The 21,815-nt window shown below is 71.0% G+C and carries 19 protein-coding genes; 3 read left to right on the top strand and 16 right to left on the bottom strand.

The window, feature by feature from the left end:
• Nucleotides 1–9: 9 nt before the first annotated feature.
• From AC1RGU_RS26610 to AC1RGU_RS26575, 8 genes are all read right to left on the bottom strand, one after another.
• The gene (locus tag AC1RGU_RS26610) at nucleotides 10–972 is read right to left on the bottom strand and encodes a helix-turn-helix domain-containing protein (RefSeq protein WP_492698763.1); all 963 of its coding nucleotides are present in this window, start codon (nucleotides 970–972) and stop codon (nucleotides 10–12) included.
• Between the two features lie 126 nt (nucleotides 973–1,098).
• On the bottom strand, nucleotides 1,099–2,094 hold the full coding sequence (locus tag AC1RGU_RS26605; protein ID WP_492698761.1) for a Bug family tripartite tricarboxylate transporter substrate binding protein: 996 nt from the start codon (nucleotides 2,092–2,094) through the stop codon (nucleotides 1,099–1,101).
• Between the two features lie 25 nt (nucleotides 2,095–2,119).
• Complete coding sequence (locus AC1RGU_RS26600) at nucleotides 2,120–3,394, bottom strand: alkyl sulfatase dimerization domain-containing protein (RefSeq protein ID WP_492698759.1); 1,275 nt, start codon at nucleotides 3,392–3,394, stop codon at nucleotides 2,120–2,122.
• A complete protein-coding gene (locus AC1RGU_RS26595; RefSeq protein ID WP_492698757.1) occupies nucleotides 3,391–4,725 on the bottom strand; it encodes a DUF1254 domain-containing protein in 1,335 nt (444 codons plus the stop codon). The genes AC1RGU_RS26600 and AC1RGU_RS26595 overlap by 4 nt, the downstream gene beginning before the upstream one ends.
• 5 nt (nucleotides 4,726–4,730) lie before the next feature.
• Entirely contained in the window at nucleotides 4,731–6,122 is a 1,392-nt protein-coding gene (locus AC1RGU_RS26590) for a DUF1254 domain-containing protein (protein WP_492698755.1), read from the bottom strand.
• 43 nt (nucleotides 6,123–6,165) lie between these two features.
• Nucleotides 6,166–7,167 carry a Bug family tripartite tricarboxylate transporter substrate binding protein gene (locus AC1RGU_RS26585; RefSeq protein ID WP_492698753.1) on the bottom strand — a complete coding sequence of 334 codons (1,002 nt, stop codon included), beginning with the start codon at nucleotides 7,165–7,167 and terminating at the stop codon, nucleotides 6,166–6,168.
• 26 nt (nucleotides 7,168–7,193) lie between these two features.
• Complete coding sequence (locus AC1RGU_RS26580; RefSeq protein ID WP_492698751.1) at nucleotides 7,194–9,305, bottom strand: acetate--CoA ligase family protein; 2,112 nt, start codon at nucleotides 9,303–9,305, stop codon at nucleotides 7,194–7,196.
• 23 nt (nucleotides 9,306–9,328) lie between these two features.
• Nucleotides 9,329–10,390 (bottom strand): porin, encoded by a 1,062-nt coding sequence (locus AC1RGU_RS26575; protein WP_492698749.1) that lies wholly within the window; start codon nucleotides 10,388–10,390, stop codon nucleotides 9,329–9,331.
• Nucleotides 10,391–10,662: 272 nt separating this feature from the next.
• Between AC1RGU_RS26575 and AC1RGU_RS26570 the strand changes: the two genes are divergently transcribed.
• Entirely contained in the window at nucleotides 10,663–11,286 is a 624-nt protein-coding gene (locus AC1RGU_RS26570; protein WP_492698747.1) for a Crp/Fnr family transcriptional regulator, read from the top strand.
• 25 nt (nucleotides 11,287–11,311) lie between these two features.
• On the opposite strand, the gene AC1RGU_RS26565 is transcribed toward AC1RGU_RS26570, so the two are convergent.
• The 7 genes from AC1RGU_RS26565 to AC1RGU_RS26535 form a co-directional block, all read right to left on the bottom strand.
• Nucleotides 11,312–11,926, bottom strand: coding sequence for a YdeI/OmpD-associated family protein (locus AC1RGU_RS26565; RefSeq protein ID WP_492698745.1), 615 nt, complete (start codon nucleotides 11,924–11,926; stop codon nucleotides 11,312–11,314).
• Nucleotides 11,923–12,870 (bottom strand): phosphatidate cytidylyltransferase, encoded by a 948-nt coding sequence (locus AC1RGU_RS26560; RefSeq protein ID WP_172438312.1) that lies wholly within the window; start codon nucleotides 12,868–12,870, stop codon nucleotides 11,923–11,925. Before AC1RGU_RS26560 ends, AC1RGU_RS26565 begins: the two co-directional genes overlap by 4 nt.
• A gap of 5 nt (nucleotides 12,871–12,875) precedes the next feature.
• Nucleotides 12,876–13,541 (bottom strand): lysophospholipid acyltransferase family protein, encoded by a 666-nt coding sequence (locus AC1RGU_RS26555; RefSeq protein ID WP_070062919.1) that lies wholly within the window; start codon nucleotides 13,539–13,541, stop codon nucleotides 12,876–12,878.
• A 74-nt stretch (nucleotides 13,542–13,615) separates the two neighbouring features.
• Complete coding sequence (locus AC1RGU_RS26550; RefSeq protein WP_062482724.1) at nucleotides 13,616–14,056, bottom strand: hypothetical protein; 441 nt, start codon at nucleotides 14,054–14,056, stop codon at nucleotides 13,616–13,618.
• Nucleotides 14,049–15,395 carry a phosphatase PAP2/dual specificity phosphatase family protein gene (locus AC1RGU_RS26545; protein ID WP_492698744.1) on the bottom strand — a complete coding sequence of 449 codons (1,347 nt, stop codon included), beginning with the start codon at nucleotides 15,393–15,395 and terminating at the stop codon, nucleotides 14,049–14,051. The genes AC1RGU_RS26550 and AC1RGU_RS26545 overlap by 8 nt, the downstream gene beginning before the upstream one ends.
• Complete coding sequence (locus AC1RGU_RS26540) at nucleotides 15,392–17,158, bottom strand: bifunctional alpha/beta hydrolase/class I SAM-dependent methyltransferase (protein ID WP_492698742.1); 1,767 nt, start codon at nucleotides 17,156–17,158, stop codon at nucleotides 15,392–15,394. Before AC1RGU_RS26540 ends, AC1RGU_RS26545 begins: the two co-directional genes overlap by 4 nt.
• 38 nt (nucleotides 17,159–17,196) lie before the next feature.
• Nucleotides 17,197–17,811, bottom strand: coding sequence for a CDP-alcohol phosphatidyltransferase family protein (locus AC1RGU_RS26535; RefSeq protein ID WP_492698740.1), 615 nt, complete (start codon nucleotides 17,809–17,811; stop codon nucleotides 17,197–17,199).
• A gap of 87 nt (nucleotides 17,812–17,898) precedes the next feature.
• Between AC1RGU_RS26535 and ruvB the strand changes: the two genes are divergently transcribed.
• The gene (gene ruvB / locus AC1RGU_RS26530) at nucleotides 17,899–18,963 is read left to right on the top strand and encodes a Holliday junction branch migration DNA helicase RuvB (RefSeq protein ID WP_062482092.1); all 1,065 of its coding nucleotides are present in this window, start codon (nucleotides 17,899–17,901) and stop codon (nucleotides 18,961–18,963) included.
• A 10-nt stretch (nucleotides 18,964–18,973) separates the two neighbouring features.
• The gene (dmeF, locus tag AC1RGU_RS26525) at nucleotides 18,974–19,930 is read left to right on the top strand and encodes a CDF family Co(II)/Ni(II) efflux transporter DmeF (RefSeq protein ID WP_492698738.1); all 957 of its coding nucleotides are present in this window, start codon (nucleotides 18,974–18,976) and stop codon (nucleotides 19,928–19,930) included.
• Nucleotides 19,931–19,978: 48 nt separating this feature from the next.
• On the opposite strand, the gene AC1RGU_RS26520 is transcribed toward dmeF, so the two are convergent.
• Nucleotides 19,979–21,727: a lysoplasmalogenase family protein gene (locus AC1RGU_RS26520; RefSeq protein ID WP_492698736.1), complete on the bottom strand. Its 1,749-nt coding sequence runs from the start codon at nucleotides 21,725–21,727 to the stop codon at nucleotides 19,979–19,981.
• Nucleotides 21,728–21,815 lie beyond the last annotated feature (88 nt).

The raw sequence follows: 21,815 nt of genomic DNA, 5'->3' as shown, positions 1-21,815 counted from the left end.
CGGGCGTTATCAAGATTTGGCAAACCACCGCGCGCGCGTGGCGGACGGCAGCTCGCCGAACAGGCGCGCGTAGTCGATGGCGAAGCGCGACAGGTGCCAGAAGCCCCAGCGCGCGGCGATGTCGCCGATGGTGTCCTCGCGGCAGGCCTGCATCTCGCAGCGCACGCGGTTCAGGCGCATCACGCGCAGGTAGGTGACGGGGCTCAGGTGCAGCACGTCCTCGAAGGCGTACTGCAGCGAGCGGCGCGACACGCCCGTGGCCGCGCACAGGTCGGGCACGCTGATGGGCTCGTCGGCGTGCGCCTGCATGTACTCGCGCGCCTTGGCCACGATGTGGCGGCGCGCCGCCGTGCTGGCGGGCAGCCGGGCCTCGAAGGCCTTCGAGCCCATGCACTGCAGCACCGCGTCGGCCAGCGACAGCGACAGCATGTGGCGCGCGGCCGGCTGTTCGAGCTGCGCGAGGTTGTCGCGCGCCAGCGACAGGGCGGCGCCCAGCAGGCGGGTGAAGGCGGTTTCGTCGAAGCCGGGGTGCTGCACCGGCGCGGGCGCGGGCATGCGCAGCGCGAAGTCGGGGCCGAACAGGGTGGTGGCCAGCTTCGCCAGCGGTTCGGTGTCGACGCACACGGCCATCAGGTCCATGCCGGCGCCGGCCAGCAGCTCGAACTCGCGCTGCGGCGACAGCGCGATGAGCCGCCGCCCGTCGAGGTCGTGGCCGCAGTACCAGCTGCCCGGGGCCGTCACGTCGATCACGGCCAGGCACAGGGCGCCCGGGCGGCCGTGGCCGTGCTGCAGCACCGTCTGGTTGGCGTGTTCGTGGAACACCTGCACGAAATCCAGGTGCAGGTCTTCGGACAGCCCCTCGAAGCGGCCGTTCGACAACTGCTCGTAGTGCTGCTTCCAGGTGCCCACGCCCGAGGCTTGGGCCTGGGCTTCGGCGGTGAGTTGTCGGCTGAAGTGAAGAAGCTCGGTCATGGTGCGCGCTGGCGCAGTTGCCATCGCCCCACCGATGAGCAGAAACCGTGCCTGTCACGGCGCAGTGTGTGGGAAGCGCCGCCGGCCGACCATGTTGCTTACCCTTGGTCAGGCCGGCCAGGGTGTTCATTCGAGCGTCAGGCCGATGTCCTTCACCAGCGCGCCCCAGTCGCGCAGGTCGCTGCGGATGGTGGCGGTGAACTGCTCGGGCGTGTTCTGCGGCAGGTCGTTGAAGTTCAGCTCGTACATGCGGCGCACCACCGCGGGGTCGCGCAGCACCTGGTTCACGGCCTCGTTGAGCTTCTTCACGATCGCCGGCGGCGTCTTGGCCGGCGCCAGCAGGCCGTACCAGGCGTAGGTGGTGAAGGGGTAGCCGCTCTCGGTCATGGTCGGCACGTCGGGCAGCATCGGGATGCGCGAGGGGCCGCTGTTGGCCAGCGCGCGGATGCGCCCGGCGCGCACGATCTCCACGGTCGAGGAGATGTCGGCGAAGGCCGCATCGACCTGCCCGCCCACGAGGTCCTGCACGCAGGGGCCGCTGCCCTTGTAGGGCACGTGCGTCATGACGAGGCCGGCCTGTTTCTTGAGGCTTTCCATCGCCAGGTGGCCGCCCGAGCCGTTGCCCCACGAGCAGTAGCTGAGCTTGTCGGGGCGCGCCTTGGCGTAGGCGACGAACTCCTGGATCGTCTTCACCGGCAGGTCCTTGCGCACCAGCAGCAGGTTGCCGCCGCGCCCGACCTGGGCGATGGGCATGAAGTCCTTCAGCGGGTCGTAGGGCAGCTTCTTGTAGAGGCTGGGGTTCACCACCATCGTCGCGGCGTAGGTGAACAGCAGCCGGTAGCCGTCGGGCGTGGAACGCGCCACCACCTCGCTGCCGAGGATGCCGTTGGCGCCCGGGCGGTTGTCGACCACGAAGGGCTGCTTCAGGATCTTGCCGAGGCCGTCGCCGATCAGTCGCGCGATGGTGTCGGTGCCGCCGGCCGCCGCGGTGGGCACGACCAGCGTCACGGGCTTGTCGGGGTAGCTGTCGGTCTGTTGTGCGTGGCTGGCCGTTGCCAGTGCGGCCAGGGAACAGGCGGCGAGCGTGCGCAGGCCGAAGCGGAATGGTGTTGTCGTTGTCATGGTCCGTGTCTCCGATGGAAAGGCTTCAGCGGATGCCGAAGCGCGCCTGCGTGCCTTGTTCGATCATGTCCGCGCCCACGCGATACAGGTTGCGCGAGACGTAACTGGGCACTTCGCGGGCCCGCTCGCGCAGCCATTCGGCCTTGAGCGAGCGCGCCTCGGCGATCTCGCTGGCCTCGCCCTCGGCGGTGGCCAGCAGGTCGATCACGTGCAGCGCGAGCTGCCACTGCTTGGCCGCCGCCAGCGCACGTGCCTGGTCGATCACGCCGCGCTTGTCGGTGATGGCGTCGGCCACCACGCGGCCGATGGCCTCGGGCGCGGCCGGGTGCAGCGAGGTCGGGTTGCGGTCCCACCAGCCGTTCTCCGAGCGGTAGATGTCGCGCACGATGTAGCCCGGGTCGCCGTAGGTGGGTTTCATCCACTCGACCGCGAACAGCTCGTCGGGAAAGCGGATGCGCGCCAGGATGTCGCGCTCGTTGAGCCCCTCGTTCATGAGCCGCACCACCTCGGCGCGCACCCAGCGCAGCGCGCGGGCCGTGTGCACGAGCACGTGCTGCACCTGGTCTTCGCCCTCGAGCGTGGCGCCGAATTCGCGCACCGCCTTGCGCGGCTTCAATGCCGCCAGCGCCTCCAGCGTGTCGGCCCAGCGCACCGTGTCGCGCATCGTGCGAAAGGGCGTGCCGATGTTGGGAATCGAATCGATCAGCGCCGCGCCGCCGTACAGCACGCGCTGCGCCGGGCTCCACAGCGCGATCGCGTCGTCGGTTTCCGAGGGCGCCCAGCGCAGCTCGATGCGGCGCTCGCCGCTGCCGATCTGCAGCACGTCGTCGAAGGTCTCGGTGGGCGGGTGCGTCACCAGCCGGTGGTCGAAGAAGCCGGCGGGGCGGTTGAACTGGATCTCGGCCATGCGGTGCTGCAGGGCCAGCGTCTCGCGGTAGCGCGCCAGGCGGCGCGGCACGTTGCGGTGCGCAATGATGCGCGGCGGCGCATCGCCGCGCGCGGCGGCATGGGCCAGCCACATCGGCACGCCGGCGTTGTAGCCGATGTGGCCGTGGCTGAAGCACAGCGCATGCACTGGCGCGTCGCTGAGCTGGCGCAGCGCGTCGATCATGCCCTGCGTCACCGAGCCGCCCGGGCCGGCGTCGACGACGACCAGGCCCACGTTGGTCTCGGCCACGAAGGACTGCCCCTGCCCGCGCAGGATGTGCAGGCCCGGCGCGACGGTTTCGGTGCCGGTGCCGACGATGAGGAAGGGCTTTTCTTCTTCTGTGGCTTGGGGTTTTTCAGCGGTGGCACTCATGCGGAATCCTTGGTGACGGTGAGGGGCGGCAGCTGGTAGCGGCCGTCGAGCAGTTCGGCGCGCGGCACGTAGGCGCGCAGGCACAGGTAGAAGCTGCCTTCGGGCGCCGGCAGCCAGTTGGCGAATGCGGCCTCGCCTTCGGGGCGTGCGTGCTGGATGTGCAGCGTGAGCCCGCCGTCCGCGTCGCGCCGCAGCCCCGGCGTGCGGTCGCCGACGGCGTAGCGGTCGATCGGGTTGTCGACCAGCATGTAGTCGCGCGTGTCGTACATCGTGAGCGACCAGAAGGCGTCGACCGGCGGCAGCGCGTCGGGCGCGAAGCGCAGCGTGTAGCGACGCTGGCCGGTGAGGGCTTCGCCGGTGGCGTCGTGCCAGGCCATGGGGTAGGTGGCCTCGCGGCTTTCGAGCATGCCGATGTACTTGAGCGCGATCAGCGCGCGCGCCAGGTGGTCGTCGCCGAAGGAGCCTTCCACCAGCGGCATCTGCACCCAGCCCGAGGCCGTGGTGCGGCCCGACTGCGCCTCGCGCAGCCGCGGCAGCACGGTGTCGAGCGCGGCCTGCAGCGCGGCGCGCTGGCTGTCGTCGAGTGCCCCTGCAGCAGGCCCGATGCCGAGCGATGCATAGCGCGCGAGCTGCGCGGCATCACCAGCCGGCGGTGCGTTGTCGCGCAGCGCCGCATTCACCTGCGCGGCGAAGTGCGCGGCCGTGAGCGGCGCCTTCGGGTCGCAGGCCGGATCGAAGGCGCGCGGCGCCGAGGCGCGGCCGGCCTCCCAGTCGGCCAGCGTGCGCACGAGAAAACCGTCCTGCAGCGCGTTGACGGCCGGCACGTCCTGCGGGCCGTCGACCAGCAGGCGCCCGATGATCCACAGCCAGCGCGTGGGCGCTTCGATGCGCGCGCCCGGCGCATCGAAGGCGGCGGGCAGCGTGCCGCGCCATCCCGGTGGCGTGATCGCGAAGGCGCGCGCCGCCGTGCCCGTGAGGCGCTGGCCCAGGTGGGCGAAGGGGTTGGTGAAGAAGTCGAGCAGGCCCAGCACGTAGTAGCGCCCGGCGGTGTCGGGCACGTCGATCACGAGCGGGCCCTCGCCCAGGTCGAGCCAGGCGTTGGTGTAGAGCGTGTCGTTGTTCGGCGTGACGACGCGGCTCTTGCCCGCGCCCAGCAGCTGGCGCGCGTGCGTGAACACGTTGCACCAGCGCAGCGGCTTGGGCGCCTCGCCGGCGGCGTCGGTGCGGTGCGGCGAGGTGGCCGCGCGCATGCGGCTCATCTCGTACAGCGGGTAGGCGTAGACCACGGCCTCTTCGGCCAGGGCGTGAAGGGAGTCGGTGTGCGGCTGCATCGTGCTCAGCCCTCTTGTGCCTGCAGGGCCGGGATGCGCCAGCTCTGCACGCCCTCGCGCGGGTAGTACATGCGCAGGATCAGGTAGAAGCGCCCGGCCGGCGCGGGCAGCCAGTTGGCGGCGTCGGCGGGGCGCGCGTGGCCCACCACCAGTTCGAGGCTGCCGTCGGCGTTGCGCTTCAGCCCGGGCGTGCGGTCGCCGATGGCGTGGCGGCGGATGTCGTTGGGGTAGAGAAAACGGTCGCTGTCGTACAGCGTGACCGACCAGAAGGCGTCCGCGGGCGGCAGGTCGCCGGCCTCGAAGCGCATCGTGTAGCGGCGCTGGCCGTCCAGCGGCTCCTGCGTGGCGTCGTGGTGCGCGGCGGCGTACACCGCCTCGCTGGTGGCCAGCGCGCCCAGGCCCAGGTAGGCGGTGCGCGCGCGGCCGAGGAACTCGTTGCCGTAGCGGCCGGTGGCCGGCGTCATCGACCAGGGCTTGGGCCGGCGGTTGCGGCCCACCGCGCCGACCAGCTGCACGCCCTCGGCGAAGCCTTCGATCAGGCCTTCGCGCAGCGGTGCTTCGAGTGCGTCCCACGAGAACGCGGCGTTCGCCAGCAGCCCGCCCTGGCCGAACCACGCCACGAGGCCGCGGTCTTCCACGCGGCCCGGCGCCTCGGCCAGCGCGTGGCACACGTTGGTGAAGAAGCGCGGCGCCACTTCTGCGGCCGGCTCGCCGTGCTCGAAGGCGGCGGCCATGGCGTCCTCGTGCGGGCCGGCCCACTGTTCGATGGCGGCCGGGCGGCCCTGCAGCACGGTGCCGGGCGCGGGTGTCAGCTGGATCTCCGACTGCAGCGCGCGCGCGGCCGGCCAGTCGCTCTCGTCGCCCACCAGGATGCGGCCGATGAGCCAGACCAGGTCGGTCGGGCAGCGCACCACGCGGTGGCCGGCGGCGAGCGATTCCGGCACCGTGCCGCCGGGGCCCACGAGCACCACGGTCTCGCCCTCGGGGTTGCAGTTGCGCGGGCCCAGGTTCTCGAAGTTCTCGGTGTAGGCGTCGTACAGCGGCAGCACGAAGTAGCGCCCCGGGTGCCGTGCCGACGCGGGCACCGTGAGCAGCATTGGCCCGTGCGCCAGGTGCAGCCAGGCCATGGTGTAGAGCAGGTCGTTGGCGGGCGTGACCACGTCGCGGTCTTCGTGGGTGGACGGGCGCGGCGCGTGGTGCAGCGTGTTCAGCGGCGCGCGCACGTCGGAGCCGGCCGAGGCGCCGCTGCGGCGTTCGGCGCGCGGCGCGGTCTGCAGGGCGCAGGTGCGGTAGGTCTCGGTGAGCGGATAGCCGTAGACGAAGGCGGCCAGGCCGATGGAGCGGGCGAGCGCCTTGCGGGCGGCGGCGATGTCGGGCACGGGAGCGGGAGCGTTCATGGGAAAGACCTCGGGGTTCGGAAAAGGGGAAGGGGAGGACGGTTCAGTCGAGCTTCACGCCCGTGGCCTGCGTGAGCTTCAGCGTCACGGGCAGGAAGGCCTTGTAGGCCGCGGCGGCCTCGGGCGGCAGGTTGCCCACGGGCTCGGCGCCGAGCTCCTCGATGCGCCGGCTCACCTCGGGCTGGCGCACCACCGCGCTGACCTCGCGGCCCAGGCGCTCGACGATGGCGTCGGGCGTCCTGGCCGGCGCCATCAGCGAGGTCGGGCCGGTCATGGCGTAGACCTCGTCGGCATAGCCCTGCTCGGCGAAGGTGGGCACGTCGGGCAGCGCGCGGGCGCGCCGGGGGCCGGCCACGGCCAGCGGGCGCAGCTTGCCGGCCTTGATGTACGGCTGCAGCGTGGTGACCGAGCCCACGGTCATCTGGATCACGCCGCCGATCAGGTCGATCGCCATCGGGCTCTCGCCCTTGTAGGGCACGTGCATCGTCTGCAGGCCGTAGGCCTTGTCCATGTAGACCTGCACCTGGTGCGGCTGCGTGCCCGGGCCCCACGAGCCCATCGAGTACTTGCCGGGCGCGGCCTTGGCGGCGGCGATCAGGCTCTTGAAGTCGGTGGCCGGCACCGAAGGGTGCACCGCCAGCACGGTGCGCGTGGTGGCGATGTCCGACACCATGCGCAGGTCGGTGCGCGGGTCGTAGGGCAGCTTGCTGTAGAGCACCAGGTTCGCCGTGACGGGCCCCGGCACCGTGAGCAGCAGCGTGTGGCCGTCGGGCGGGCTCTTGGCGACGTAGTCGGTGCCGATGATGCCGCCCGCGCCGCTGCGGTTCTCGACCACCACCGGCTGGCCCAGCCGCTTGGACAGGCCCTCGGCCACGAGCCGCGCGAGGATGTCGGTCGAGCCGCCCGCCTGGTACTGCACGATGATGCGCACGGGCTTGGAGGGGAAGGGGGCCTCCGTGGCTGCCGCCGCCGTGCTTGCGGCGAGCACCAGTGCCGCGCCCGCGCCGAGTGTGCGCCCGAGTCCGTTCTTCGATGTCGTCGTCATGCGATGTCTCCGGTGGTTGTTGTGCTTCAGGGCGCGCGGCCGACGACCAGCGCATCGACCGCCACGCAGCCGCCCTCGGCCTGCGGGCGCGCGATCAGCGGGTTGATCTCGGCGCAGTCGAGCGAGTCGCCCGCGCGCTGCGCGAAGTCGGCCAGCGCGCACAGCGCGTCGGCGATCGAATCGAGGTCGACCGGCGGTCGGCCGCGCGCGCCATTCAGGATCGCGAAGGCGCGCAGCTCGCGCACCATGGCCAGCGCGTCGTCGCGTGTGATGGGCAGTGCGCGCAGCGACACGTCGCGCAGCGTCTCGACGTGGATGCCGCCCAGGCCGAACATCAGCACCGGCCCGAACACCGGGTCGCGGTGCACGCCCGCGATGCACTCGACGCCGCCCGTCAGCATGCGCGCCACCAGCGCGCCGTCGAGCCGCGCCTCGGGCCGTGCGGTGCGCGCGAGGTCGCGCGTGCGCTCGAAGGCCGCGCGCGCCTGCGCCGCGCCGCGCAGCCCGAGCGCCACGCCGCCCACGTCCGACTTGTGCGGGATGTCGGCGCTGACGATCTTCACCACCACCGCCTCGCCGAGCGCCTCGGCGGCGGCCGCGGCCTCGTCGGCGCTGCGCACCACGCGGTGCGCGACCACGGGCACGCCGGCGTCGGCCAGCAGCGCGAGCGCGTCGGGCTCGGACATCGTGCCGGGCGCGAGCGTCAAGGGCGCCTCGATCGGCGCGGGCGCCGCAGCCACCGCCGCCGCAGGCTTCAGCCCCGCCAGCGCGGCGATCGTGCGGATGCCGTCCGACGGGTCGGCGAACACCAGGCAGCGCATGGCCTCGAGTTCAGCGCGGCGCTCGGGCGTCAGCAGCGTGCTCACCGCCAGCAGCGTGTCGGGATAGGCCTCGCGCAGCGAGCTCACCAACGAGCGCAGTACCGGCCAGAACGCGTCCGACGCGCCCGCGGCGGCCAGGAAGCCCATCCACGAGGCGAAGCCCTGGTCGTCCAGCATCACGCGCGCCGTGCGATCGATCAGCGTCATGTCGTTGGTGACCTGGCCCGTGATGTCGACCGGGTTGCGCGGCGCCGCGAAGGGCACCCAGCGGCGCAGCGTGTCCTGCGCGGCTTCGCTCAGCGGCCGGGCATCGAGGCCCTGGGCCGAGGCCTCGTCGGCCATCAGCGCGCCGACGCCGCCCGAGAGCGTGAACAGGCCGATCGAGCGGTCGCGCGGGCGGCCTGCCACGGCGGCGCTGTGGGCCAGGTCGAAGAACTCCGTGAGGTTGCGCGCGCGCAGCACGCCGTACTGGCGGAACACGGCGTCGTACACCGCGTCGTCGCCCGCCAGCGCGGCGGTGTGCGAGGCCGCGGCCTCGGCGCCCAGCGCGGTGCGCCCGACCTTGACCATCACCACCGGCTTGCCGTTGGCCTGCGCCAGGGCCAGCGCGGCGCGCAGGCGGGGGCCGTCGCGGCAGCCTTCCATGTAGGCCATGATCACGTCGGTGTCGGGGTCCTGCGCGAGCCAGGCCAGGCAGTCGGCGACCTGCACGTCGGCCTCGTTGCCGGTGGTGGCCCACAGCGACAGGCCGACGCCGCGCGCCCGCGCCATCGCGTAGGCGTAGGCACCGAACGCGCCCGACTGGCTCACCAGCCCGATGCGCCCCGGCATCACGCGGCCCACGCCGGGCGCCGGCGAGAAGGTGGCGTACACGTGGCGCGCGATGTTCATGAAGCCCAGGCAGTTGGGGCCGACCAGCCGCACGCCGGCGGCACGCGCCTTGTCGCCCAGCCGCGCCTGCGCCGCCGCGCCCTCGGCGCCCACTTCGGCAAAGCCCGAGGAGAACAGCACCACGCCCTTCACGCCCGCCGCGATGGCGTCGTCGAGCGCGCCGTCGACCAGCGCCGATGGCACCGCGAGGATGGCCAGGTCCACCGGCTGGCCGATGGCGCGCAGGCTGGGGTAGGCCGGCAGGTCCTGGATGCGGTCGGCGTTCGGGTTGACCGGGTAGAGCGCGCCCTCGAAGCCGAAGCGGCGCTGGTAGTCGACGGGAATGCCGCCGATCTTCTGCGCGTTGGACGAGGCGCCGACCACCGCGATGGCGCGCGGCGCGAACAGCGCCGACAGGGATTCGGCTTGCGAAGAGAAGAAGTCCATGGGCATGGCGAAGGGTTCGGAAGTCAGAAGTTGTGGCGGATGCCGGTGGCGAGCACGCGCACGTCGTTGCCGCTGTTGGCGATCACCGGAATGGTCCCGAGCGAGGCCGAGGCGCCGTGCCGGTTCAGCAGGCGCAGCCAGCGCGCGTAGACCACGGTGCGCTTGCTCAGGTAGTAGTCGTAGCCCAGCGTCCACGCCAGCTGCGAGCGTTCGCTCTCGGCCACCTTGCGCTGCGTGGCGCCGAAGATCAGGTTCGAGGCCGGCGTCACGTTGTAGGTGGCGCCCAGGTTCACGAGCTTCGCGGTCGGCACGTGGGGCAGGCTCGAGGCGTTGCGCACGTAGCTGGCGTACAGCTGCAGGCCGATGGAGGGCAGCTCGTAGGAGCCGGTCAGCGCCTGGTAGGTCGTGGTGCTGGGCGAGGCCACCGGCGCCGCGCCGGTGCCCGAGCGCGCGCGCTGGAAGGCGTAGGCGATGTAGTAGGGCTTGCGCGCCCAGCCGATGTTGCCGCCGTAGACGTTGCCGCTCTGGTGGCTCGGCGCGCTCGATTCGCCGGGCGCGTAGGCCAGGTCGGCGAAGAACTCCATGCTGGCCGGCGTGCGGTAGCGAATCATGTTGCTGGCGCGGGCCGCGAAGGGCGTGAGGCCCGGTTGCGCGTCGGTGGCCGCCACCAGGTTGATGGGCGAGAACACCGAGTTCAGGCCGTAGGGGTCGGCCTTGAACAGCGCGTAGAACATCGGCGTGTACATGCGGCCCGCGTCGATCTGCCCCCACGGCGCCGAGAACCCGACGAAGGACTGCCGGCTGAACGACATCGCGGGGCCGGGCAGCGTGCCGTTGCCGGTGTCGGGCGCAAAGCCGCTCTCCAGCGTGAAGTGCGCGCCCAGGCCGCCGCCCAGGTCCTCGGTGCCGCGAAAGCCGATGCGCGAGGCGGTCTGGCCGCCGTCCTCCAGCCGCGTGGAGGAGGCGGGGCCCGACCTGGCGTGCGCCACGTACAGGTCGAGCGTGCCGTAGACGGTCACGGTGCTTTGCGCGGACGCAAGGGCGCAGGCCGCGAGCGCGAGGGCTGCGGTGGCCGTCTTCTTCATTTGGGTTGTCTCCGGTGTGGCCGGTCGCCTGCGGGTGCAGGGCGGTGCCGCCTGTGTGCTTGTCGATGTCCGGGGCTTACGATAGAAATGAAGGGCCCCCGAATCTGTCAACGCTTTGACAGATTCGTGAACACCAGGGCAGGGAGAACCCGCTGACCCGACCACCTGCAACCACCCCTCCCGACGCCGAAGACAGCGCCGAGCTGCTCGACCGCGCGCTGCGCTGGAACGAGCTGTTCTCCCAATGGCCCGACGCGCGCCGCGCCGAGCTCATGAAGTCGGCGCGGCTGGTGCGCTACCGCCGCCGCACGCAGGTGCTGGCGCGCGACCGCCACAAGCGCGAGCTGCTGGCGGTGGTGTCAGGCTGCCTGGAAATCAGCAGCATGAGCCCGCAGGGGCGCAAGTACGTCAACGCGCTGCTCGGGCCCGGCCAGGTGGCGCCGCTGGTGCGCCTGCTCGAGGACGTGCCGCTGCCCTACGACTACCACGCGCACGAAGACTCGGTGATCGTCCACCTGCCCAGCGACGCCGTGATCGCGGTGCTCGACGCCGAGCCCGCGCTGTGGCGCGGCGTGGCCCGGCTGGGCCTGAAGCGCCAGCGGTTGAGCGTGGTGCTGCTGCAGAACCAGATGCTGAACTCGGTGCGCGGGCGCGTGGCCGCCACGCTGATGAGCGTGATCCACTTCTACGGCATGCAGGTGGAGGCCGCCGCGAGCCTGCCGGTGCGGCTGTCGCAGAACGACCTCGCGGCGATGCTGGGGCTGTCGCGCCAGACCATCAACAAGGAGCTGGGGCGGCTGGTCGCGGAAGGCGTGATCGACATGAGCTACAAGCGCATCCGCATCGTGGACCCCGACCAGCTCGCGGTCATCGCGACGGGCACCGGGCCGCATTGAGCGGCGCGCACCGCAGCGCGCAGGCTCAGGGGTGGATCTTCTCGCCCTTGGCGAGCATCTCGACGAACTGCGCGATGCGCCGGGCGCGCGTCTCGGGCTTCTTCGCGCCCTGCGTGCGGAACAGCACGGCGAAGCGGTTGCGCGCGTCGAGCGTGGCGAAGAAGGCCTTGGCCTTGCGGTTGGCGTCGAGCGCGGCCTGCAGGTCGGGCGGCACGGTGGCCACGCTCGGGGCGTCGTAGGCCGCCTCCCAGCGGCCGTCGGCGCGGGCGCGCGCCACCTCGGCCAGGCCGCCGGGCTGCATGCGGCCCTCGTCGATGAGCTTCAGGGCCTTGTCGCGGTTGATCTTCGACCAGATGCTGCGCGCGGTGCGCGGCGTGAAGCGCTGCAAAAAGAACTGCGCGTCCTGGCTCTTGCGCTGGCCGTCGATCCAGCCGAAGCACAGCGCGATCTCCAGCGCCTCGGGGTGGTCGACGGAGGCGATGCCGCTGGCCTTCTTCGCGATGCGCAGCCAGACGCCGGCGTGGCTCGCATGGTGTTTCTTGTACCAACGCAGCAGCGCGGCGGCGTCGGCGCATTCCAGCGGCGTGTCGTCGACGATGCGGTCCACCTTGACCGCGGTCTTCTTCGCCGCCGGGCTCATGGCACCCACCAGTAGCGCAGCGCGTGGAAGTAGATCGGCGCCGCGAAGATCACCGAGTCGAGCCGGTCGAGCATGCCGCCGTGGCCTTCGATCATGGAGCCCCAGTCCTTCACGCCGCGGTCGCGCTTGATGGCCGACATCACCAGCCCGCCGAAGAAGCCCAGGAGGCAGATCATGAAGGCCATGAGCGCCGCCTGCCACGGGTTGAAGGGCGTGGCCCAGTACAGCGCGGCACCCATCGCGGTGGCGCTGGCCACGCCGCCGATCAGGCCTTCCCAGGTCTTGGAGGGCGAGAGCTCGGGCGCCACTTTGCGCTTGCCGAAGAGCTTGCCCCACACGTACTGCAGCACGTCGCTGCCCTGCACCACGATGACCAGGAAGGCGATCAGCAGCAGGTTGCGGCCCTCGAAGCCCGGAATCTGCAGCGTGAGCAGTGCCGGCACGTGGCTGATGCAGAACACGCACACCATCAGGCCCCACTGGATCTTCGAGGTGCGCTCCAGGAAGCGCTGCGTGTCGCCGCCCACCGCCGCCAGGATGGGCAGCAGCAGGAAGGCGTAGACCGGGATGTAGATCGAATACAGCCCGTACCAGTCGATCCAGATCAGGAAGTACTGGCCCGGCAGCGCCACGAAGAAGGCCAGCGCGATCGCGCCGTGGTCGCCGCGCCGCGTGTAGGCCAGGCTGATGAACTCGCGCAGCGCATAGAACGAGATCAGGTAGAACAGCACGATCACGCCGCCCTTGCCGAAGGCAAAGGCCAGGCCGATCACCGCCACCATCACCCACCACGCGTTGACGCGCGAGTTGAGGTTGTCGATCACCGAGTGCGGCTGGCCGTGCGCCACGCGCCACTTGAGCAGCGCGCCGATGGCCGAGGCCAGCACGAGCACGCCGAAGACGCCGCCGAAGAGCTTGAAGGTGGTCCAGGCGAAGGGGGACATTTCGATCACGAGGCGGTCCCTCCGTTTTGTTCGATGCGGTCGTACTCCGGGCGCAAGTCGAGCATGGCCGTGCGTGCGCGGGCGAGGAAGGCGACCTTGTCTTCGCCTTCCTCGAGCTGGATCGGCGCGCCGAAGCGCACCGTGCAGGCCAGCGGGATCGGCACCAGCGTGCCCTTGGGCAGCACGCGCTTGAGGTTCTCGATCCACACCGGCACCAGCCGCACGGTGGGGCAGGCGCGTGCCAGGTGGAAGAGGCCGCTTTTCAGCGGCAGCAGGATGTCGTCGCCCGTGTTGCGCGTGCCCTCGGGGAACATGATGAGCGAGTCGCCGCCTTCCAGCGCCTCCTTCATCTGGTCGACCGGGTTGCCGCCCTGGCCCGAGCCGTCGCGGCGGATCATGAGCGCGTTGAACACGTCCTTGCCGATGAAGTTGCGCAGCTTCGAGGCCTCCCAGTAGTCCTGGCCCGCCACGGGCCGCGTGAGCGCGCGCAGGTCGGAGGGCAGCGTGGCCCACAGCAGCACGAAGTCGCCGTGGCTGGTGTGGTTGGCGAAGTACAGCGTCTGCTCGGCCTTGGGCGTGGTACCCGCCCAGATGGCGCGCACGCCGGTCAGGAGGCCGGCCGCGCCGATGATGAGCTGGCCCGCCACCACCGCGAGCCCGCGGCGCACGATGGCGCCGGGGCGGGCGCTGTCGTTGCCGTCGCCATTGCTGCTGCTGTCGTTCTTGTTGTTGCCGTTGTCGTTGTTCAAGCGAGTTCCTGTGTCATGAGGGCGAGCAGGAAGAGCGCGTTCTGGCAGGCGATCACGATGGCGTGGCGCTGCATCAGTTGGCGGGTTCCCTGCACGCGGTCGGCGAGCGCGCGGGCGTTGGGCTGCGGCGGCGGGTCGCGCAGCCCGAGCACCGAAAGGGCGTTGTCCATCGCGCCCAGCGAGGCGATCTGGCCGTTGGCCAGGCCTTCGAACAGCGCCTGGTCCAGCCGCAGCCGGAAGGCGAAGTAGCGTTCGAGCACGCCCAGCACCATCACCGCGGCAAAGGCCAGGATGGCGGTGTTCGAGAGCCCGCGCAGCGTGAGCGCCAGCACCAGGGCGGCGATGCAGGTGAGCGCGAAGCCCCAGAGGGCGAGCATGGCCGCCGCGCGCAGCAGGCCGGCCAGGGTGGTGCAGGTGGCGCGTTCGTTGTCAGTCATGGCGGGAAGGGGCTGTGTCGGGGGTGGGGGCGAGCGCGGCACGCCAGGCGGCGTGCAGCACGATCTGCGGGCGGGCGCGGCGCACGGCGTCTTCGGCCTGTGCCAGGCCGTGGTCGCGGCCCAGCCAGGCGACCACGGCGGCGGCGCTGCGCGAGAAGCCCAGCGCGCAGCAGACCCACACGGCCGAACCGTCGGCCACCGCCGCGCGGCGCTGGCCTTCGATGACGGCTGCGGCGCGGCGCAGGCGCACGGGCGGCGGCACCACGAGGTCGAGCAGCGGCACGCAGCGCGCACGGGCGGGCGGCACGCCGGCCGGCAGTTGCAGCTCGGCGCACAGGCTCACGAGCCGGGGCTGGCCGGCGGCGAGCCATTCGGCCTGCGTGGGGCGACGGCCCAGGCGCAGGCCGGGCACCACCTCGACCGAGGCCGGCAGCTTGCGCGTCCAGAGCCACACATTGAAGGCCGCGGCCAGACGGTAGGGCGCGAACAGCCAGCGCGCCGCCCAGCCCATGCGGCCGTGGCCGTCCATTTGGAAGCCGCGCGCGCCGAAGCCGAGGTAGTTGAGCGCCACCAGCGCGAGCGCCGCGGCCGGCCAGGCCAGCCACAGCACCACGCCGCCCGTTGCCAACGCCGCGAACAGGCACAGCGCTGCGCCCACGGCATAGAAGCCCGCGAGCTTCAGCCGCTGCGGATCGCGCGCCAGGCGCCATGCGCGCAGCATCGACACCCGGCGCGCCATCGGCCACAGCCACACGCAGAAGATGCCCAGCAGCGCGCCGGTCGGGATGTCGATGAAGTGGTGCTGCCAGGTCGTGAGCACCGAGGCGCAGATCGCGAAGGCCCACACATGCAGCACGAGCCGCGCCCACAGCGGCCGGATGAAGCGCCGGTACCAGTCCCACAGGATCACGGCCAGCGCGATGTGCAGCGAGGGCGCCTGGTTGTAGGGCTGGTCGAAGCCGCGCAGCGCGTTGAACAGGAAGGCCGGCGCACCCTCCACCGGCGGCTGGCCGAAGCTGAAGTGCAGCGGCCAGAGGATGAAGCAGGTGCAGGCGATGAGCGTGGCGCTCACCAGCCGCAGCGCATGCCGGTCGAGCGTGTGGCGGTCACGCGCCAGGAACAGCGACAGTGCGTAGAAGACGTTGATGGTCCAGTACGGAAAGATCGTCCAGGCCCAGAAGGGCACCTGCCGCTCCCAGTCGAAGGCCATCGAGGGCACGCTGGCGCGCGTGGTGGCCCACCAGTTGGCGAAGCCATACGTGGCGTAGAACAGCGGCCCCAGAAACACCAGCCACGCGGCGGCGCGTTTCCACGGCCGGGGCGCGCGCCGGGCGGTCATTGCGCGACGCGCACCGCCAGCGACACCGTGAAGATGCCCCACTCGTCCACCCGCTGGTCGATCTTGCGGAAGCCCGCTTCTTCGACCAGCTGGTCCATCTCGGCCTGCGTGCGCCGGCGCATCACCCAGGCTTCGCCCTGGCGGTGGCTGGTGAGCGCGCGGGCGATCATTTCGAGCTGCGGGTGCCAGGGCTGGCCGGTGTAGACCAGGTAGCCCCGGTCTTCCACCGCGTCGCCCACGCCCGCGAGCGAGCGGCGCACCATTTCGTTGTCGGGGAACAGCTCGTACAGGCCCGACACCACGGCCAGCGTGGGCCGCGGCGTCACGCTCGCCAGGCTGATGCGATCGAAGGCGTCGGCCTGCACGAACTGGGCGACGTCTTCCAGGCCCTTCTCGGCGATCAGGGTCGTGCCGTCGCGCACGTTGATGTCGCTGTAGTCGCGCAGCAGGATCGAGCTGGCCTTCACCGGGCTGGCCAGCACCGCGTCGAGCACGTAGCGGCCGTGGCCGGCCGCGATGTCCATGAGCCGCACCTCGCGGTGCATCTCGACCAGCCGCTCCATCGCGATGCGCAGCAGCTCCTCGACGTGGACCTTGCGCTGGCGGATGCCGCGCCAGCCGATGGAGTCCAGGTAGGTGCGGTCGACCGAGCGGCCCAGCGCGCCCTTGCCCTGCGGCTGGTTGCGGTAGACGTAGTCGAGCGTGCTGCCCGAGTCGAAGCCGGTGGCGTGGCCCAGCGCGATGCCGCTGGAGAGCGCGCCGCCCACGCGCAGCCCGCCGCGCGTGATCGCCCAGTAGGCGCCGCGCGGCGACAGGGGCGAGAGCGGTTCGGCCAGCGCGCGCGATTCGTCGGCCGTGTTGCCGTTCAGGTGCGCCTCGCGCAGGTCGACCGGCACGGCCGGCTCGTCGAAGCGCTGCAGGATGAATTCGCGGATCGACGCCACCGTGGGCGCCCGGTCTTTTTCGCCCAGCGTGTCGTGGAAGAAGCCCGGCAGCACCGTCTTCGTCTTCACGGCGCTGCCCAGCCGCTCGAAGAACTGGTGCTGCGGCTTGTGGTGCACCACCCAGTCGGCGCCCGAGATGAGCAGCTGCACCGGCAGCGTGATCGCGTTGGCGTCGGCCACCACGCGGTCGGCCGCCTCGTACAGGCCCAGCAGGATGTTGACGGCGATCGGGCGCGAGATCAGCGGGTCGTTCTTGTAGCTCTCGATGCGCGCGGGGTCGTGCGTGAGGAACTTCGGCTTCACGTAGCTGTTCACGAAGAACAGCCCGCGCAGCTTGTGCATGAGCGCCAGCCCCGGCCGCGCGAACGGCACGTAGAGCTTGACCTTGAAGGCCGGCGAGGCCAGCGTGAGGCCGCGCACCTTGGGGGCGTAGTCGTGCGCCCAGGTGGCGATCAGCACCGCGCCCACGCTCTGCGCCACCACGTGGATGTCGTGCTCGGGCACGCCGTGGGCGGCGGCGATGTGCTGCACGAAGGTCTGCACGTCGCGCACCGAGGTGCCGAAGCTGGGGCTGTAGCCGCGCTGGCCCGGCGACAGGCCGTGGCCGCGCGCATCCCAGGCGAAGAAGTCGAAATCGGGCAGGTCCAGCTCGTCCACCAGGTGCGCCATGCGCGCGCCGTGCTCGTGGCCGCGATGGAACAGCAGCACGGCGCCGCGCCGCGCGGCGCCCGTGGCCGGCCAGTGGCGGTAGAACAGCGATTCGCCGTCGTGCGTGCGGAAGTGGTGTTCGGCGGCGACGCGGGGTGTGGAAAGGGTCATGAAGAAGGGTCTTCTTTATTTATTTGTATGGGGGTGTTTCAGGCGGCAGGCGCCTCGGCCTCGGCCAGGGCGCGGCGGATGCGGTTGACGACCGTCCAGGCCACCAGCGCGGCCACGAGCGGCATCAGCAGGGCGGTCCAGCCCGGCAGCGGCCCGCCGAGGGCGACATACAACCCGAGCGCGCCGAACACGAAGGCCCGGTCGCTCTTGCCCATCGGCCCGTCGTAGCGGCGCGAGGCGCCCACCGTCGGGCCCAGCGCGCCGGCGAATTCGCTCAGACCGGCCAGCACGATGACCGTGCCGACCCAGAACGGCGCGAACGGCGCCACCAGCGCGAAGGGCAGGTAGAGCGCGGCGTCGGAGACCACGTCGGTGAGTTCGTTGAGGAAGGCGCCCAGCCGGCTTTGCTGGTGGTGCTCGCGTGCCAGCATGCCGTCGATGGCGTTGAAGGCCATGCGCAGGAACATCCAGGCGGGGATCAGTCCGAAGGCCGCCAGCGAGGGCGCGGCGAAGAACAGCCAGAGCCCGAGCACGACCGACACCGTGCAGGCCGCCAGCGTCACCTGGTTGGCCGTCACGCCCATCGCATGCAGCCGGACCACGAGCGGTCGCAGCAGTGCCTGGAAACGCGGTTTCAGTTCGTAGATGGACACGCCTGACCTTCCCCTCGTCTTGTTGTATGGCCGAACATTCTGCCAGTGTGGCCAAGGACTAAACTCATCGCCGAAGACCCACCTCCAATGACCATCCAGACCGACGATTTCGCCCCCGCCCCGCAACGCGTGGTGTCCGCCGCCCCCGCCTCGCCCAACGAGGAGGCGATCGAGCGGGCGCTGCGGCCCAAGCTGCTCGACGAGTACGTCGGCCAGGCCAAGGTGCGCGAGCAGCTCGAGATCTTCATCGGCGCGGCGCGCAAGCGCAAAGAGGCGCTCGACCACGTGCTGCTGTTCGGCCCGCCGGGCCTGGGCAAGACCACGCTGTCGCACATCATCGCGGCCGAACTGGGCGTCAACCTGCGCCAGACCTCGGGCCCCGTGCTCGAAAAGCCCAAGGACCTGGCGGCGCTCTTGACCAACCTCGAGCCCAACGACGTGCTCTTCATCGACGAGATCCACCGCCTGAGCCCGGTCGTCGAGGAAATCCTGTACCCCGCGCTGGAGGACTACCAGATCGACATCATGATCGGCGAGGGCCCCGCAGCGCGCAGCATCAAGCTCGACCTGCAGCCCTTCACGCTGGTGGGCGCCACCACCCGCGCCGGCATGCTGACCAACCCGCTGCGCGACCGCTTCGGCATCGTGGCGCGGCTGGAGTTCTACACGCCCGAGGAGCTGGCGCTCATCGTGCGCCGCAGCGCCGGCCTGCTCAAGGTCGAGACCGACGCCGCCGGCGGCTTCGAGATCGCGCGCCGTTCGCGCGGCACGCCCCGCATCGCCAACCGCCTGCTGCGCCGCGTGCGCGACTACGCCGAGGTCAAGGGCAACGGCCGCATCACCGAGGACATCGCGCACAAGGCGCTGGCCATGCTCGACGTCGACCCGCAGGGCTTCGACCTCATGGACCGCAAGCTGCTCGAGGCCGTCATCCACCGTTTCGACGGCGGCCCGGTCGGCCTGGACAACGTGGCCGCCAGCATCGGCGAAGAGCGCGACACCATCGAGGACGTGATCGAGCCCTACCTCATCCAGCAGGGCTACCTGCAACGCACGCCGCGCGGGCGCATCGCCACGCTCGCGGCCTACCGCCACCTGGGCGTGGTGCCGCCCTCGGGCCGCGCCGACGGCCCGGACCTGTTCGGCGCCTGAAGAGAATTCCATGCACACCCACGACCTGAGCGCCTGGCAGCACGACCACCATTTCGGCGCCGGCAATGCCGCCGCCGAACGAAGTACCCGCCTCGTGATGTGGATCACCGCCGCGATGATGGTGGTCGAGATCGGTGCCGGCTGGTGGTTCAACTCCATGGCGCTCCTGGCCGACGGCTGGCACATGAGCTCGCACGCGCTGGCCATCGGCCTGAGCGCCTTTGCCTACGCCGCCGCGCGGCGCTACGCCCGCGACCCGCGCTTTGCCTTCGGCACCTGGAAGATCGAGGTGCTCGGCGGCTTCGCGAGCGCGCTGCTGCTGCTCGGCGTCGCCGCGCTCATGGTGGTGGGCTCGCTGGAGCGGCTGTGGTCGCCCGTGGCCATCCACTACCCCGAAGCCATCTCGATCGCGGTGCTGGGCCTGGTGGTGAACCTGGTCTGCGCGCGGCTCCTGGGGCATTCGCATGACCATCACGGCCATGACCACGGGCACGCGCACGACCACCACGATCACGATCACGCGCATGGCCACGACCTCAACCTGCGCTCCGCCTACCTGCACGTGGTGGCCGACGCTGCCACCTCGGTGCTCGCCATCGCGGCGCTGCTGGGCGGCTGGTTCTACGGCTGGTCCTGGCTCGACCCGGCCATGGGCATCGTCGGCGCCGTGCTCGTCGCCGTCTGGGCCAAGGGCCTGCTGAAGGAAACCGGCAAGGTCCTGCTCGACCGCGAGATGGACCACCCCGTCACCGCCGAAATCCGCGAAGGCGTCGAGACGATGCTGGCCGATTCCGAAACCCGCGTGGCCGACCTGCACGTCTGGCGCGTCGGCCGCGATGCGTACGCCTGTGCGCTCACGGTGGTGACGCATTCGGCCACGCTCACGGCCGACCAGGTGCGGGCGTGCTTCTCGATGCACGAGGAGATCCGGCACTCGACGGTGGAAATCCAGCGCTGCGCTGACTAGGTCGGGGGCCTGCTCCTTCCCCTTTGGGTGAGGGAGAAAAAAAGAAAGTCAGGCCGTCGGCCGCCGGACGTGCCGCACGATCAGCATCTGCGCCGTGTAGTACGTCGCCAGAACCCACAGCGACGCCAGCGGCAGCGGCGACACGAACCGGTTGATCGCCAGCAGCGCATCGCTCAGCATGAAGAAGCAGGCGCCCACCGCCACCCACAGCGCGGCCGGGTCGCTGGAACGCAGCACCGCCGCACGCCCGATAGCCTGGGCCGCCATGCAGGCGATCACCACCACGTAGAACCCGACCGGGATGCGCAGCGCCACCGGCAGGCCGCCCTGCCACAGGAAGGCGTACATGCCCGCGCCGATCAGCAAGGTGGCCGCCAGCGCGCGCGGACGCGGGAACAGCCCGACGCCGATGCGGAACAGCGCGATGTAGGCCAGGTGCGCGAGCAGGAAGCACACCAGCCCGGGCACGAAGAGGTTCGCCGGCCCCATCAGCAGCACGTCGCCTGCGAGCGAGAAGACCAGTCCGGTCAGCAACAGCGCATCGAAGCGCGTCATGCCGCCGGGCTGGCGTTGCGCGCGGCGGGCCGCGAAGGCGATGGCGATCGCCAGCGCCAATGGCTTGAAGAGGAGGTGCAGCCAGCCGATGCCCAGGGCCGCACTCGCCGTGGCCAGCGCGGCGGCCTCGACCAGCAGCACCTCGGTGACCGACAGCCGCCCCTGCAGCACCGCACCCACGGCCCACAGCCCGGCCGTGAGCGCGGCCAGCCAGACGGCGGCCTGCGGCAGCGGCACGGCGTCGGAGTACCAGAGGAACACCGTCACGCCGGCCAGCAGCGCGAGAAATTGCAGGCCCGCGAACCATTGCACACCCCGGCTTACCACGGGCTCGTAGCGCGTGACCTTCGCGATGTCGAAAGCGGGCTTCGGGTAGCGCGCCGCCACGTCGGCCGGTCGCCAGCCGGGCGGCTTGAACCACACGCGCAGCTTGTCGGACCAGCGGCGCGCATGCCATGAATCCCTGGCAAGCGCCCAGTAGACCTCGGCGTTGGCCCACAGCGGGTCCCAGCTTTTCAGCTCGCCGCGCGTGCCGTACACGCAGCGCTCGTCCTCCTCGCGGAAGGTGCCGAAGAGGCGGTCCCACACGATCAGCACGCCGCCGTAGTTGCGGTCCAGATACGTGTCGTTCACCGCGTGGTGCACGCGGTGGTTCGAGGGCGAGCAGAACCAGCGGTCGAACCAGCCCAGCTTGCCGACTTGTTCGGTGTGGACCCAGAACTGGTAGAGCAGGTCGATGAGCGCCACCACGACGAACACCAGCGGTGGCACGCCGGCCACGGCCATCGGCAGGTAGAAGAGCCAGCCCAGCAGCGCGCCGCTCGAGGTCTGGCGCAGCGCGGTCGACAGGTTGTAGTGCTGGCTCTGGTGGTGCACCACGTGCGCGGCCCACAGCACGGCCGACTCGTGGCCCATGCGGTGCAGCCAGTAGTAGCAGAAGTCGTAGAACACCAGCGCCAGCAGCCAGCCGTACCAGGTGGTCCAGAACTCGCGCGCCGCCTCTTGCGGAAAGAGCGCCACCGCCGAATACACGGCCGTGTAGATGCCGATGCGCAGAAGACCCGTGAGCACCGCGCTGATCTGGCTCAGCATGCCCAGCCCGATGCTGTTCACGGCGTCGGCCAGGCGGTAGGTGTCCTGCCCGGTGCCGCGCCGGGCGCGCGCGCGGCCGACCGCGAACTCGATCGCGATCAGCAGAAAGAACACGGGGGACACGAGAACGATGATCTGGCCAGAGCGCATCGTCCGATTGTGGCGTTGCCCCGGTGCCACGCGTCACCGGGATGTCACGGAGTCGCCATCGCGCGGTCATGCGCGGATGCGAACCTGC

Source organism: Variovorax sp. GW823-FHT02B07 (genome assembly GCF_058797695.1).
The sequence above is the reverse complement of the archived record's forward strand: the minus strand, read 5'-3'. Positions and strand labels throughout refer to the sequence as shown.